Annotated in this window: 14 protein-coding genes; 2 read left to right on the top strand and 12 right to left on the bottom strand. The window is 71.5% G+C overall.

The window, feature by feature from the left end:
• Positions 1 to 129: 129 nt before the first annotated feature.
• Positions 130 to 1605: an NAD(P)H-hydrate dehydratase gene (locus ACFWP2_RS04110; protein ID WP_380448012.1), complete on the bottom strand. Its 1476-nt coding sequence runs from the start codon at positions 1603 to 1605 to the stop codon at positions 130 to 132.
• Between the two features lie 180 nt (positions 1606 to 1785).
• On the opposite strand from ACFWP2_RS04110, the gene ACFWP2_RS04105 reads away from it, so the two are divergent.
• A complete protein-coding gene (locus ACFWP2_RS04105) occupies positions 1786 to 2337 on the top strand; it encodes a Uma2 family endonuclease (RefSeq protein ID WP_380448214.1) in 552 nt (183 codons plus the stop codon).
• Between the two features lie 42 nt (positions 2338 to 2379).
• Here the strand turns inward: ACFWP2_RS04105 and glmS are convergent, their stop codons facing one another.
• Positions 2380 to 4236, bottom strand: a complete 1857-nt coding sequence (gene glmS / locus ACFWP2_RS04100; protein ID WP_360349549.1) for a glutamine--fructose-6-phosphate transaminase (isomerizing) — start codon at positions 4234 to 4236, stop codon at positions 2380 to 2382.
• Positions 4237 to 4335: 99 nt separating this feature from the next.
• On the opposite strand from glmS, the gene coaA reads away from it, so the two are divergent.
• Complete coding sequence (coaA, locus tag ACFWP2_RS04095; protein WP_359897501.1) at positions 4336 to 5331, top strand: type I pantothenate kinase; 996 nt, start codon at positions 4336 to 4338, stop codon at positions 5329 to 5331.
• 65 nt (positions 5332 to 5396) lie between these two features.
• Here the strand turns inward: coaA and glmM are convergent, their stop codons facing one another.
• The 10 genes from glmM to rpmJ all read right to left on the bottom strand — a co-directional run bounded on the left by glmM (position 5397) and on the right by rpmJ (position 13773).
• Entirely contained in the window at positions 5397 to 6761 is a 1365-nt protein-coding gene (gene glmM, locus ACFWP2_RS04090) for a phosphoglucosamine mutase (RefSeq protein WP_380448010.1), read from the bottom strand.
• 166 nt (positions 6762 to 6927) lie between these two features.
• On the bottom strand, positions 6928 to 7437 hold the full coding sequence (rpsI, locus tag ACFWP2_RS04085; RefSeq protein WP_229928575.1) for a 30S ribosomal protein S9: 510 nt from the start codon (positions 7435 to 7437) through the stop codon (positions 6928 to 6930).
• Between the two features lie 45 nt (positions 7438 to 7482).
• Positions 7483 to 7926 carry a 50S ribosomal protein L13 gene (gene rplM / locus ACFWP2_RS04080; protein WP_030055846.1) on the bottom strand — a complete coding sequence of 148 codons (444 nt, stop codon included), beginning with the start codon at positions 7924 to 7926 and terminating at the stop codon, positions 7483 to 7485.
• Positions 7927 to 8158: 232 nt separating this feature from the next.
• Positions 8159 to 9817: an ABC-F family ATP-binding cassette domain-containing protein gene (locus tag ACFWP2_RS04075; RefSeq protein WP_380448007.1), complete on the bottom strand. Its 1659-nt coding sequence runs from the start codon at positions 9815 to 9817 to the stop codon at positions 8159 to 8161.
• Positions 9818 to 9858: 41 nt separating this feature from the next.
• Positions 9859 to 10770, bottom strand: coding sequence for a tRNA pseudouridine(38-40) synthase TruA (gene truA, locus ACFWP2_RS04070; RefSeq protein WP_380448005.1), 912 nt, complete (start codon positions 10768 to 10770; stop codon positions 9859 to 9861).
• 81 nt (positions 10771 to 10851) lie between these two features.
• Positions 10852 to 11328, bottom strand: coding sequence for a 50S ribosomal protein L17 (gene rplQ, locus ACFWP2_RS04065; protein WP_380448003.1), 477 nt, complete (start codon positions 11326 to 11328; stop codon positions 10852 to 10854).
• A 127-nt stretch (positions 11329 to 11455) separates the two neighbouring features.
• On the bottom strand, positions 11456 to 12478 hold the full coding sequence (locus ACFWP2_RS04060; RefSeq protein ID WP_380448001.1) for a DNA-directed RNA polymerase subunit alpha: 1023 nt from the start codon (positions 12476 to 12478) through the stop codon (positions 11456 to 11458).
• A gap of 144 nt (positions 12479 to 12622) precedes the next feature.
• The gene (gene rpsK, locus ACFWP2_RS04055) at positions 12623 to 13030 is read right to left on the bottom strand and encodes a 30S ribosomal protein S11 (RefSeq protein WP_030232513.1); all 408 of its coding nucleotides are present in this window, start codon (positions 13028 to 13030) and stop codon (positions 12623 to 12625) included.
• A gap of 72 nt (positions 13031 to 13102) precedes the next feature.
• Positions 13103 to 13483, bottom strand: coding sequence for a 30S ribosomal protein S13 (gene rpsM / locus ACFWP2_RS04050; protein WP_188306769.1), 381 nt, complete (start codon positions 13481 to 13483; stop codon positions 13103 to 13105).
• 176 nt (positions 13484 to 13659) lie between these two features.
• A complete protein-coding gene (gene rpmJ / locus ACFWP2_RS04045) occupies positions 13660 to 13773 on the bottom strand; it encodes a 50S ribosomal protein L36 (protein WP_003956441.1) in 114 nt (37 codons plus the stop codon).
• Between the last annotated feature and the right edge of the window lie 11 nt (positions 13774 to 13784).

Raw genomic sequence — 13784 nt, 5'->3', positions numbered from 1 at the left:
GACATTTCGGTTCCCGCTCCGGGCGGGTCGACGGCGCGGGCCACGACGCGGCCCCGGCGCGGGCCACGGCCCGGCGGAGCGCCCGGCTCCGGACCGCCCGGCACCGGGCACCGGGCTGCCGGTTCCCGGCTACGCCTCCCGGACCGCCCGCCACACCCCCGGCAGCGCCCCCGCCACCGCGAGCGCCGTGGTCGGGGCGCCCGGCACCCCCGCCGCCTCGCGGCCGGCCAGGCCGTGCAGGTAGGCGGCCGCCGACGCGGCGTCCAGCGGCGCGAGGCCGGCCGCCAGCAGGGAGCCCGCCAGCCCGGCCAGGACGTCGCCGCTGCCCGCGGTGGCCAGCCAGGAGGTGCCGGTGGAGTTCACCCGGACGGCCCCGCCCGGATCGGCGACCACCGTGGTGGAGCCCTTCAGCAGCACCGTCGCGCGGTAGTCGGCCGCGAGGCGGCGGGCGGTGGCCAGCCGGGCCGCGGCCAGCTCGTCGGCGGCCGGCGGGGTGCCGCCCCCGGCGCCCGCGAGCAGCCGGGCGGCCTCGCCGGTGTGGGGGGTGAGCAGGGTGGGCGCGGTGCGGCCGGCCAGCGCGTCCGGGCCGAGCCGGCCCAGCTCGGTCAGCCCGTCCGCGTCCACCAGCACCGGGACGTCGCTCGCCAGCGCCTCGGTCAGCGCCTGCCGCGCCCCCTCGCCGCCGCCCGGCCCGACCACCCAGGCCTGCACCCGTCCGGCCCCGGCCGGCCCGCCCTCGGTGACCAGCACCTCGGGGAAGCGCCGCACCACCTCCTCGGCCGCCGCGCCCACGTACCGGACGGCGCCCGCGCCGCCGTGCAGCGCCCCGGCCACCGCCAGCAGAGCCGCCCCCGGGTAGGTCGCCGAGCCGGCCGCCACCCCGACCACGCCGCGCCGGTACTTGTCGCTCTCCGCGCCCGGCACCGGCAGCAGTGCCGCCACGTCCGCGTGCTGGAGCGCCGTCACCTCGGCGGCGGGCGGCTCCAGCCCGATGCCGACCAGCTGCACCACACCCGCGTACGAGGCCCCCGGGTCGACCAGCAGCCCGGGCTTGTACGTGCCGAAGCAGACGGTGACGTCGGCCCGCAGCGCCGCGCCGGGCACCTCGCCGGTGTCGGCGTCCACCCCGCTCGGCAGGTCCACCGCCACCACGGTCCCGGACCGCCCGGACCGCGCGTACGGCTCCGCCTCCGGGCGCAGCCCGCCCCGGCCGCCGATGCCGACGATGCCGTCCAGCACCAGGTCCGCGCTCGAGAAGTCGGCCAGGCCGACTTCCTGCTCCACCGTCACCCGCCCGCCGGCCGCCCGCAGCGCGGCCAGCCCGCCCGGGTGCGCCTTCCCCGGCGCCAGCAGCACCGCCGTCACCCGCGCCCCGCGCCGGGCCAGCGCGGCCCCGGCGTACAGCGCGTCACCCCCGTTGTCCCCGCTCCCCGCGAGCACCGTCACCCGGCTGCCGTACACCCGCCCCCGACGCCGCGTCAGCAGCCGCGCGCAGGTCGCGGCCAGCCCGGCGGCCGCCCGCTGCATCAGCGTGCCCTCCGGCAGCCGCGCCATCAGCGCGGCCTCGGCTGCCCGGACGGTTTCCACAGGATGTGCATGACGCATGGCGGGGCTCCTCCGACCGTCGACGTACCGACGACGCTAGCCCGCGCCCCCGCCCCACGGGAGCCGCCCCTGCGGCACACTTTCGAGTGACACCAACTTCGATCCCCCACCGGCTTGAGTCCGTGCACCTACCTTGTGGCTCGACACGAACCAGCAGGAGGGAGAAGGGCCATGGTCGCCATGCCGGCAGTCGAGCACCCGCTGGACCAGGACAGCGTCCTCCAGGCGTTTCTGGGGCTGGACACTCCGCCCGGTTTCAAGGCGGAGCTCATCGAAGGGGAGATCGTCGTGACACCGCCGCCGGACGGGCCGCATGAGACTGCGTTCTCGCTGCTCGCCAAGCAGTTCTTCCGCAAGGCCGCGATCGATCTGGACCTCTCGGGAAACAAGGGCCTGATCATCGGTCCCAAGAGCCGGTTCATCCCGGACGGCACCGTGGTCCCGGTCGGCCACTTCGAGAACGCGGACTCCTGGGCCCCCGCCGAAGGCGTTCTGCTCGTCTTCGAGATCACTTCTTCCAACCCGCACAAGGACCGCGAGCCCAAGCGCAGGGGCTACGCCGCAGCCGGCATCCCGTGCTACCTGCTGATCGACCGCAGCGAGGGGATGGTGACGCTGTTCACCAGTCCCCGGGACGGCGACTACGTCACACGCAGCCAAGTCGAGTTCGGCAAGCCCATCGACCTGCCCGCGCCGTTCTCCTTCACGCTCGACACGGCGCCCCTGCGGTAGGACGCAGCCACCGCAGGGGCGCCGTTGCCGACGGGCGTGGACCTACTCGACGGTGACCGACTTCGCCAGGTTGCGCGGCTGGTCGACCTCGTGGCCCTTGGCCGTGGCCAGCTCGCAGGCGAAGACCTGCAGCGGGACGGTGGAGACCAGCGGCTGGAGCAGGGTCGGCGTGGCCGGGATGCGGATCAGGTGGTCCGCGTACGGGACGACCGCCTCGTCGCCCTCCTCGGCGATCACGATCGTGCGGGCGCCGCGGGCCCGGATCTCCTGGATGTTGGAGACGATCTTGTCGTGCAGGATCGAGCGTCCGCGCGGCGAGGGCACGACCACCACGACCGGCAGCCCCTCCTCGATCAGCGCGATCGGGCCGTGCTTGAGCTCGCCCGCCGCGAAGCCCTCGGCGTGCATGTACGCCAGCTCCTTGAGCTTGAGCGCGCCCTCCAGGGCCACCGGGAAGCCGACGTGGCGGCCGAGGAACAGCACCGAGCGGGCGTCGGCCAGCGAGCGGGCCAGCTCGCGCACCGGCTCCATGGTCTCCAGGACCTGCTCGACCTGCTTCGGCGCGTCGCCGAGCTCCTTGATGACGGCGAAGATCTCGTCGCCCCACTTGGTGCCGCGCACCTGGCCCAGGTACAGGGCGACCAGGTAGCAGGCGACCAGCTGGGTCAGGAACGCCTTGGTCGAGGCGACCGCGACCTCCGGCCCGGCGTGGGTGTACAGCACCGCGTCCGACTCGCGCGGGATGGTGGAGCCGTTGGTGTTGCAGATCGCCAGCACCTTGGCGCCCTGCTCGCGGGCGTGCCGCAGGGCCATCAGGGTGTCCATGGTCTCGCCGGACTGCGAGATGGCGATGACCAGCGTGCCCGGGCCCATGATCGGGTCGCGGTAACGGAACTCGGAGGCGACCTCGACCTCGCAGGGGATGCGGGTCCAGTGCTCGATCGCGTACTTGGCGATCATGCCGGCGTGGAAGGCCGTGCCGCAGGCCACGATGACGACCTTGTCGACCGAGCGCAGGTCGGCGTCGGAGATCCGCAGCTCGTCCAGGGTCAGCCGGCCGTCGGTGCCGATCCGGCCGAGGAGGGTGTCGGCGACCGCCTTCGGCTGCTCGGCGATCTCCTTGAGCATGAAGTAGTCGTAGCCGCCCTTCTCGGCGGCGGAGGCGTCCCAGTCGACGTGGTACTCGCGCACGTCGGCCGGGGTGCCGTCGAAGTTGGTGACGGTCACGCCCTCCCGGCGCAGCTCGACCACCTGGTCCTGGCCCAGCTCGATCGCCTCGCGGGTGTGGGCGATGAAGGCGGCGACGTCCGAGGCGAGGAAGTTCTCGCCCTCGCCGCGGCCGACCACCAGCGGCGAGTTGCGGCGGGCACCGACGACCACGTCCGGCGCGTCCGCGTGCACGGCGACCAGGGTGAAGGCGCCCTCCAGCTGACGGCAGACCACCCGCATGGCCTCGGCGAGGTCACCCGCGTAGGCCTCGCCCAGCAGGTGGGCGACGACCTCGGTGTCGGTCTCGGACCGCAGGGTGTGGCCGCGCTCGGCGATCTCGGCGCGCAGCTGGGCGAAGTTCTCGATGATGCCGTTGTGCACCACGGCCACCCGCTGGCTGTCGTCCAGGTGGGGGTGGGCGTTGGCGTCCGTCGGGCCGCCGTGGGTGGCCCAGCGGGTGTGGCCGATGCCGGTGGTGCCGCCGGGCAGGGGGGTCTCGGCGAGCGACTTCTCCAGGTTCGCGAGCTTGCCGGCCCGCTTGTCGGTGGCCAGGCTCCACTGCCCCTCGGAGTCCTGCACCTGCACCGCGACACCGGCCGAGTCGTAACCCCGGTACTCCAGTCGCTGCAAGCCTGCGATTACTACGTCGAGGGCGGTCTGAGCGCCCACGTATCCAACAATTCCGCACATGCGTGCCAGCATAAGGGCGGTTCTGTGGCCGCTTCCCCGCCGCGCGCGAACGCTGCGTGACCGACACCACAGCCACCGTGAACGCCGCTACGGCTCACAATGGAGCATGTGCTGACCGAACTCTGTACGCGGGGCGCCGCCACGCCCGGCCCGTCGCCGTCCCCCTACGTGGACCTCAGCCGGGCCGAGTGGAGCGCGCTGCGCGAGCGTACGCCACTGCCGCTGACCGCCGAGGAGGTGGAACGGCTGCGCGGGCTCGGCACCGCCCTCGACCTGGACGAGGTCCGCGACGTCTACCTGCCGCTGTCGCGCCTGCTGAACCTGTACATCCACGCCACGCACGAGCTGCGCGGAACGCTGGGCACCTTCCTGGACACCCCGGACACCGAGCGGACCCGCACCCCGTTCATCATCGGCGTGGCCGGCTCCGTCGCGGTCGGCAAGTCCACCACCGCCCGGCTGCTCCAGGCGCTGCTCGCCCGCTGGCCCGAGCACCCCCGGGTCGAACTGGTCACCACCGACGGCTTCCTGCTCCCCAACGCCGAGCTGCGCCGGCGCGGCCTGATGGCCCGCAAGGGCTTCCCGGAGTCGTACGACCGCCGGGCGCTGATGCGCTTCGTCGCGGACGTGAAGGCGGGCAAGGAGCGGGTCAGCGCGCCGGTCTACTCGCACCTGGTGTACGACATCGTGCAGGGCGAGCGGCTCACCGTGGAGCGCCCGGACATCCTGATCGTCGAGGGCCTGAACGTGCTCCAGCCGGCCCTGCCCGGCAGCGACGGCCGCACCCGCCTCGCGGTGGCCGACTACTTCGACTTCTCGATCTACGTCGACGCCCGGACCGACGACATCGAGCACTGGTACCTGGACCGCTTCCGCAAGCTGCGTCAGACCGCCTTCCAGGACCCGAACTCCTACTTCCGCCGCTTCACCGAGGTGCCGGAGGAGGAGGCGATGGAGTACGGCCGGCAGGTCTGGCGCACCATCAACAAGCCCAACCTGCTGGAGAACGTGCTCCCGACCCGCGGCCGCGCCACCCTGATCCTGCAGAAGGGCTCGGACCACAAGGTCCGCCGGGCGCTGCTGCGCAAGCTCTGACCACCCGTCGGACACGACGGAAAGGGCCCCCGCCTCGCACGGGGGCCCTTCGTCGTCTCCGGGGCTCAGCCCAGGTGGGTGCGCACGGCGTCGGCCAGCCGCTGCGCGACCGTCTCGGCCTGGGCCGGGTCGGCGGCCTCGACCATGACCCGGACCAGCGGCTCGGTGCCCGACGGGCGCAGCAGCACCCGGCCGGTGGAGCCCAGCTCGGTCTCGGCCTCGGTGACCGCGGCGGCCAGCCCGGTGCTGGTCTTCACCCGGGACTTGTCGACGCCCTTGACGTTGATCAGCACCTGCGGCAGCCGGGTCATCACGGCGGCCAGGTCGGCCAGCGGCTGCTTGGTGGCGGCCAGCCGGGCGCCCAGCATCAGGCCGGTCAGGGTGCCGTCGCCGGTGGTGGCGTGGTCCAGCAGGATCACGTGGCCGGACTGCTCGCCGCCCAGCGCGAAGCCGTGCTCCTTCATGGCCTCCAGCACGTAGCGGTCGCCGACGGCGGTCTCGACCAGCTCGATGCCCTCGCGCTCCATCGCCAGCTTGAAGCCGAGGTTGGACATCACGGTGGCCACCGCGGTGTTGCGGCGCAGGGTGCCGGCCTCCTTCATGGCGACCGCGAGGATGGCGATGATCTGGTCGCCGTCCACCTCGTCGCCGTCGGCGTCGGCGGCCAGGCAGCGGTCGGCGTCGCCGTCCAGGGCGATGCCCAGGTCGGCCTGGTACTCCTTCATCGCGGTGCGCAGCCGGTCCAGGTGGGTGGAGCCGACGCCGTCGTTGATGTTGAGGCCGGTGGGCTCGGCCCCCAGGGTGTGGACGACCTCGGCGCCGGCCCGGGCGAAGGCCTCGGGGGCGACGTAGGCGGCCGCGCCGTGGGCGCCGTCGATGACGACCTTGATGCCGTCCAGGCGGTTGGGCAGCACGCCGATCAGGTGGGCGACGTACTTGTCGAAGCCCTCGGTGTACTCGCGCACCCGGCCGACGGCCGCGCCGGTCGGACGGTTCCAGTCCTCCTCGCCGAGCGTGTGCTTGCGGTAGTGGGACTCGATCGCGTCCTCGATCCGGTCGTCCAGCTTGTGGCCGCCGCGGGCGAGGAACTTGATGCCGTTGTCCGGCATGGCGTTGTGGCTGGCGGACAGCATCACGCCGAAGTCGGCGCCGAGCGCGCCGGTGAGGTACGCCACGGCCGGGGTGGGCAGGACGCCGACCCGCAGGACGTCGACTCCGGCGCTCGCCAGACCGGCGATGACGGCGGCCTCCAGGAACTCGCCCGAGGCGCGGGGGTCACGGCCGACCACCGCGACCGGCCGGTGGCCGTCGAAGGCGCCGGCCTCACCGAGCACATGGGCCGCCGCGACCGACAGGCCGAGCGCCAGCTCCGCCGTCAGGCCCACGTTGGCCACCCCGCGCACGCCGTCCGTACCGAAGAGTCGTCCCACTGTCCCGTTCCTCCATCACCACTGCTCGGAACCCAACCGATGATCCCGGCCGCCGCACAGTAGCCGGGGAACACGTCGCCCCGGAGTACACGGGGTACTCCGGGGCGACGGTTTCGCGCAACCAGGGGGTGCGCCGCCAGGGCGGACCGCACCCCCGGGGAGGCGATTAGCGCTTGCTGTACTGCGGCGCCTTGCGGGCCTTCTTCAGACCGGCCTTCTTGCGCTCGACGGCGCGGGCGTCACGGGTCAGGAAGCCGGCCTTCTTGAGGGCGCCGCGGTTGTTGTCCACGTCGGCCTCGTTCAGGGCACGGGCCACGCCGAGGCGCAGCGCGTAGGCCTGGCCGGAGACGCCGCCACCGCTGATGCGGGCGACGACGTCGTAACGGCCGTCCAGCTCCAGGAGCTTGAAGGGCTCGTTCACGGTCTGCTGGTGCACCTTGTTGGGGAAGTAGCCCTCGAGGGTGCGACCGTTGATCTTCCACTGGCCGGTGCCGGGGACGATGCGCACGCGGGCGATCGCCTCCTTGCGACGGCCGAGGCCGGCGCCCGGGGTGGCCTCGCCGAAGCGGCCGGCCAGGGACTCGGAGGTGTAGCTCTCCTCGGAGGTGTACTCGCCCTCGACGGCCTCAACGGCCTCGTCGAAGTCGACCTCAAGGGTTTCAGTGGTCTCGGCCACGATGTTCCTCAGCTCTTTTCAGTGTTGGGGGGCTTGGTGGCCGAATTACTGCGCGACCTGGGTGATCTCGAACGGCACCGGCTGCTGGGCAGCGTGGGGGTGCTGGTCGCCCGAGTAGACCTTCAGCTTGGAGAGCATCTGGCGGCCCAGGCTGTTCTTGGGGATCATGCCCTTGATGGCCTTCTCGACGGCCTTCTCCGGGTTGTTCGCCAGCAGGTCGTCGTAGCGCACCGAGCGCAGACCGCCCGGGAAGCCCGAGTGGCGGTAGGCCAGCTTCTGGGTCTTCTTGTTACCGGACAGGTGCACCTTGTCGGCGTTGATGATGATGACGAAGTCACCAGTGTCAACGTGCGGCGCGTAGATCGCCTTGTGCTTGCCCCGGAGGAGGTTGGCGGCCTGGGAGGCCAGGCGGCCGAGCACGACGTCGGTCGCGTCGATGACGTGCCACTGACGCTGGACGTCGCCGGGCTTGGGGCTGTACGTACGCACGGTCGTAGCCTTCGCTTTTCAGTGAGTGAGTCCTGACAGGAGCACCCGGACGGAAGAGCAGCCTGGCCATCCTTGGACGCAATTCAAGGGGGACCGCTGGTCGACGACCTGATGTCTCCGGCGTACCGACCTCTCACGTGAGATAGAGCGAGCCAATACGCACATCAAGCGTCCAGGTTACCGGCAGGGCCCGAGCCGGTCAAAACTGCCCGGGCCCGACCCCCGCCGTCACTCAGCGTTCGCGCTCCACCCGGGTCACGTCCCAGACCGGCTCCGACGACTCGAACACCCGGCCGTCCGCCCCGAAGACCAGGAAGCGGTCGAAGGTCTTGGCGAACCAGCGGTCGTGGGTGACGCACAGCACGGTGCCCTCGAAGGCCTCCAGACCGGCCTGCAGCGCCTCGGCGCTCTCCAGGTCCAGGTTGTCGGTCGGCTCGTCGAGCAACAGGGCCGTCACACCGGAGAGTTCGAGCTTGAGGATCATCAGCCGGGCCTGCTGCCCGCCGGACAGCGACTCGAACTTCTGCTCCTCCTGCCGGTCCAGCTCGTAGCGGCGCAGCGCCCCCATCGCGGCGCCGCGGCTGAGCGCGTGCTCCTCCTCGACGATCGACCGCACGGTGCGGCCGAACAGCTCCGGGTGCGCGTGGGTCTGCCGGAAGTGGCCGGGCACGACCCGGGCGCCGAGCTTCCAGTCGCCGGTGTGCTCGACCGTCGTGTCACCGGCCAGCAGCCGCAGCAGATGCGACTTGCCGGCGCCGTTGGCGCCCAGCACCGCGACCCGCTCGCCGTAGAAGACCTCCAGGTCGAAGGGCTGCATCAGGCCGGTGAGCTCCAGCTGCTCCAGGGTGAAGGAGCGCACTCCGGTGCGCCCGCCCTTGAGCCGCATGGTGATGGACTGCTCGCGCGGCGGCTCCTCCGGCCGCCCGGCCTCCTCGAACTTCTTCAGCCGGGTCTGGGCGGCGGCGTAGCGGGTGGCCAGGGCGTGGCTGACGGAGGCCGCCTGGCGCAGGGTGACGACCAGCTTCTTGAGCTTGGCGTGCTCCTCGTCCCAGCGCCGGCCCAGTTCCTCGAAGCGCGCGAAGCGGTCCTTGCGGGCCTCGTGGAAGCTGTCGAAGCCGCCGCCGTGCACCCAGACGCTGCTGCCGGCGGCGCCGGACTCGACGGCGATGATCTTGTCCGCGGTCTTCGAGAGCAGCTCGCGGTCGTGCGAGATGTACAGCACGGTCTTCGAGGTGGTCTTGATGGCCTCCTCCAGCCAGCGCTTGCCCGGGACGTCCAGGTAGTTGTCCGGCTCGTCGAGCAGCAGCACCTCCTCCGGGCCGCGCAGCAGCGCCTCCAGGACGAGCCGCTTCTGCTCGCCGCCGGAGAGGGTGTTCAGGCCCCGCCACTGGGCCTTGTCGAACGGCACCCCGAGGGCCGCCATGGTGCAGACGTCCCAGTCGGTCTCGTAGTCGTAGCCGCCGACGTCGGCCCAGTCGGAGAGCGCCTGGGCGTAGGCCATCTGCGTCTTCTCGTCGTCCTGGGCGATCATCGCCAGCTCGGCGGCGTCCACCGCGCGGGCGGCCTTGGCGATCCGCTCGGGGGCGACCGACACCAGCAGGTCGCGCACCGAGGCGTCGGCCGGCAGCGCGCCGGGGGTGGACGACTGGTCCTCGCGGCCGGTGGTGCCGACGAACTGGCGCATCACGCCGAGCCCGCCGCTGATCGTCACCGAGCCGCCGTGCGGCTGGAGGTCCCCCGCGATCATGCGCAGCAGGGTGGTCTTGCCGGCGCCGTTGGCACCGACCAGGGCGACCGCGGCGCCCTCGCCGACCCGGAAGGACGCGTCGTCGAACAAGACGCGCCCGTCCGGCAGGTAGTACTCCAGGTGCGAAATCTCGACGTGTCCCATAGGAGCGATTCTCCCAAGCGGACGCGCCGGGCCAAAACGGATTACCCGACGACCGGCTGCCCGGGCAGGGTCCGCATCCGCCGGGCCGCCCGGTTGCGCTCGGCCAGCTGGTCGTCCGGCGGGTAACCGACCTCCTCCAGGGTGAGGCCGTACGGCCGGATCACGTTGACGGCGGAGTTGCGCACCCCGCCGGCCAGCACCTCGCCGGGGAACTCCACCGGCCGGTGCCCGTCGCCGACCAGCAGCATCGAGCCGACCAGCGCCCGGACCATGTTGTGGCAGAAGGCGTCGGCCCGGACGGTGGCGACCGCGAGCGAGCCCTCCTGGGCGGCGTAGGAGTCCACCGGGACGCGGTCCCAGCGCAGCTCCAGCAGGGTGCGGATGGTGGTGGCGCCCTCGCGCTTCTTGCAGTACGCGGCGAAGTCGTGCTCGCCCAGCAGCAGCTCGGCGGCGGCGTTCATCCGGTCCAGGTCCAGCGGGCGGTCGTGCCAGAGCACGTGGCCGCGCAGCAGCGGGTCCACCCCGCCCGGGTGGTCGGCGACCCGGTAGGCGTACCGGCGCCAGATCGCCGAGAAGCGGGCGTCGAAGCCGGCCGGCGCCTCGCCGACCCGGTAGATCCGGACGTCCCCGGGCAGCCGGCCCGCGAGCCGCCGCAGCAGCTTCTCCCGGTGCGCCGCCCAGAGCTCGGCCGGCAGGTCGACGTGGGCGACCTGGCCGCGGGCGTGCACCCCGGCGTCGGTGCGGCCGGCCACGGTCAGCGGGAACAGCTCCGCGCTGCGGGTGACGATCTGGAGCGCGGTCTCGATCTCCTCCTGGACCGTCCGGCGTCCGCCCTTCTGGCGGGCCCAGCCGGAGAACTCGGCGCCCTGGTAGGCCAGGTCGAGGCGGACCCGGACGTACCCGTCCGCCGGGCCGTCCTTCACCGGCGGCCGCTCGGCGCAATCGTTGACCACTGCTTCCCAATCTCCCGTGAATGAGGAACGGGCCCGCTCCCCCAGTGCTGGGGAAGCGGGCCCGCGGAACACCTGGAGGTGTCAGGCCTGCTCGGCGGCCTCGGCCTCGTCGGCCTTGGTCTCCTCGACCTTGGCGTCGGCCTCCTTGACGGCACGCTTGGTGGCGGCCTCGGCCTCGCCGACGGCGGTCTGCGCGACGGTCAGCGCCTCGACCAGCTCGATCACGGCCATCGGGGCGTTGTCGCCACGACGGGGACCGATCTTGGTGATGCGGGTGTAGCCACCCGGGCGGTTCTCGTAGCGCGGCGCGATCTCGGTGAAGAGGGTGTGCAGCACCGAGATGTCGGTGATGGTCTTGCGCACCAGGCGACGGTTGTGGATGTCGCCCTTCTTCGCCTTGGTGATCAGCTTCTCCGCCAGCGGGCGCAGGCGGCGGGCCTTGGCCTCGGTGGTGGTGATGCGGCCGTACTGGAACAGCTCACGGGCCAGACCGGCGAGCAGCAGCGGCTCGTGGTGCGGGCCACCGCCCAGACGGGCACCCTTGGTGGGACGCGGCATGGAATTACTCCTTGAATCTCCGACTGCGGCCGTACCAGGTACCGCAGCGGGCGTACGGGCACTGTGCCCGTACGGCTTTCACGACGACGGGGGCGGCTCCGTGGAACCGCCCCCGCGGCCAAATCTCTTAGTACTGCTCGGTCTCGGCGAAGTGCGAGTCGTCGAGGTCGTCGGCGCCGAAGGCGTCGGCGGCGGCGGTCGGGTCGAACCCGGGCGGGCTGTCCTTGAGGGCCAGGCCCATGCCGGCCAGCTTCGCCTTGACCTCGTCGATCGACTTCGCGCCGAAGTTGCGGATGTCGAGCAGGTCCGCCTCGGAGCGGGCGACGAGCTCACCCACGCTGTGGATGCCCTCGCGCTTGAGGCAGTTGTAGGAGCGGACGGTGAGCTCCAGCTCCTCGATCGGCAGCGCCAGGTCGGCGGCCAGGGCGGCGTCCGTCGGGGACGGGCCCATGTCGATGCCCTCGGCGTCGATGTTCAGCTCGCGGGCGAGGCCGAACAGCTCCACCAGGGTCTTGCCGGCCGAGGCCATGGCGTCGCGCGGACGCATGGCGGGCTTGGTCTCGACGTCGACGATCAGCTTGTCGAAGTCGGTCCGCTGCTCGACACGGGTGGCCTCGACCTTGTAGGTGACCTTCAGCACGGGGCTGTAGATCGAGTCGACCGGGATGCGGCCGATCTCCTGGCCGGAGGCCTTGTTCTGGACGGCGGAGACGTAGCCGCGACCGCGCTCGACGGTCAGCTCCATCTCCAGCTTGCCCTTGCCGTTCAGGGTGGCGAGGACCAGCTCGGGGTTGTGCACCTCGACACCCGCCGGCGGGGCGATGTCGGCGGCGGTGACGACACCCGGGCCCTGCTTGCGCAGGTACATCACGACCGGCTCGTCGTGCTCCGAGGAGACGACCAGCTGCTTGATGTTGAGGATGAGGTCGGTCACGTCCTCCTTGACGCCCGGCACGGTGGTGAACTCGTGCAGGACGCCGTCGATGCGAATGCTGGTGACAGCGGCACCCGGGATCGACGACAGGAGCGTGCGGCGCAGGGAGTTGCCGAGGGTGTAGCCGAAGCCCGGCTCCAGCGGCTCGATCACGAACCGCGAGCGGAACTCGTCGACGACCTCTTCGGTCAGCGAAGGACGCTGAGCGATAAGCATGGGGGGATTCCTCCAGTTGTCTTCGGCACCCACTATTTGATGCCGACAGGACCAAGCGTACGGGCTCCCGCGAGCAGCGACTAATCACTACGTGGGAGCCCGTACGAGGTTTAAAACATGACCCGCGTGCCCGAAGGCGCTGCGTCAGACGCGGCGGCGCTTCGGCGGACGGCAGCCGTTGTGCGGGGTGGGGGTGACGTCCTGGATCGAGCCGACCTCCAGGCCGGTGGCCTGGAGCGAACGGATCGCGGTCTCGCGGCCGGAGCCCGGACCCTTCACGAAGACGTCAACCTTGCGCATGCCGTGCTCCTGCGCGCGACGGGCAGCGGCCTCGGCGGCCATCTGCGCGGCGAACGGGGTGGACTTGCGCGAGCCCTTGAAGCCGACGTGGCCGGCGGAGGCCCAGGAGATCACGTTGCCCGCGGGGTCGGTGATCGAAACGATGGTGTTGTTGAACGTGCTCTTGATGTGCGCGTGGCCGTGAGCGACGTTCTTCTTTTCCTTGCGGCGGATCTTCTTCGCGCCGGCAGCCTGACGACCCTTGGGGGGCATAAGTCTGTTCTCCTACTGAGGTGGTCGGTCCGCTGACCCGCGGGCCGGAGGGATGTCCGGTTACGGGACGGACTACTTCTTGCCCGGCTTCTTCTTGCCGGCGATCGCGCGACGCGGGCCCTTGCGGGTACGCGCGTTGGTGTGGGTGCGCTGGCCGCGGACCGGCAGGCCACGGCGGTGACGCAGACCCTCGTAGCAGCCGATCTCGACCTTGCGGCGGATGTCGGCGGCCACCTCACGGCGGAGGTCACCCTCGACCGTGTAGTTGGCGTCGATGTACTGGCTCAGCTTGACGAGGTCGTCCTCGGAGATGTCGCGAACGCGGACATCCGGGTTGACACCGGTCTCGGCCAGGGTCTGCTGGGCGCGGGTACGGCCGATGCCGTACACGTAGGTGAGGGCGATCTCGATCCGCTTCTCACGGGGGAGATCAACGCCGGCGAGGCGTGCCATTCAAGGCTCCTGTGGTTCTTCAGAGGTCTTGCGTGCTACCTACTCCTTCGCCTCTCGACGATGGAGCCCCGGCCTCTTACCGGGGGCGGCAGTCCGTCCGCGAAGGGACGGATCGGGTAGCCCGCTTATGACGTTTTCGCGTCGCGCGAAGTACTACGAGAAATGCTGGAGAGCGATCAGCCCTGGCGCTGCTTGTGGCGCAGGTTGTCGCAGATCACCATGACCCGGCCGTGGCGGCGGATCACCTTGCACTTGTCGCAGATCTTCTTGACGCTCGGCTTGACCTTCATGTTTCAGGTTC

Source organism: Kitasatospora sp. NPDC058444, assembly GCF_042721415.1.
Classification (GTDB): Bacteria; Actinomycetota; Actinomycetes; order Streptomycetales; family Streptomycetaceae; genus Kitasatospora.
This window is presented reverse-complemented; position numbering and strand designations above follow the sequence as displayed.

Excerpts from the sequence above, each read along its gene's own strand:
- ACFWP2_RS04110 (WP_380448012.1), bottom strand. The coding sequence starts at position 1,605 with ATGCGTCATGCACATCCTGTGGAAACCGTCCGGGCAGCCGAGGCCGCG.
- ACFWP2_RS04105 (WP_380448214.1), top strand. The coding sequence starts at position 1,786 with ATGCCGGCAGTCGAGCACCCGCTGGACCAGGACAGCGTCCTCCAGGCG.
- glmS (WP_360349549.1), bottom strand. The coding sequence starts at position 4,236 with ATGTGCGGAATTGTTGGATACGTGGGCGCTCAGACCGCCCTCGACGTA.
- coaA (WP_359897501.1), top strand. The coding sequence starts at position 4,336 with ATGGAGCATGTGCTGACCGAACTCTGTACGCGGGGCGCCGCCACGCCC.
- ACFWP2_RS04075 (WP_380448007.1), bottom strand. The coding sequence starts at position 9,817 with ATGGGACACGTCGAGATTTCGCACCTGGAGTACTACCTGCCGGACGGG.
- rplQ (WP_380448003.1), bottom strand. The coding sequence starts at position 11,328 with ATGCCGCGTCCCACCAAGGGTGCCCGTCTGGGCGGTGGCCCGCACCAC.
- ACFWP2_RS04060 (WP_380448001.1), bottom strand. The coding sequence starts at position 12,478 with ATGCTTATCGCTCAGCGTCCTTCGCTGACCGAAGAGGTCGTCGACGAG.
- rpsK (WP_030232513.1), bottom strand. The coding sequence starts at position 13,030 with ATGCCCCCCAAGGGTCGTCAGGCTGCCGGCGCGAAGAAGATCCGCCGC.
- rpsM (WP_188306769.1), bottom strand. The coding sequence starts at position 13,483 with ATGGCACGCCTCGCCGGCGTTGATCTCCCCCGTGAGAAGCGGATCGAG.
- rpmJ (WP_003956441.1), bottom strand. The coding sequence starts at position 13,773 with ATGAAGGTCAAGCCGAGCGTCAAGAAGATCTGCGACAAGTGCAAGGTG.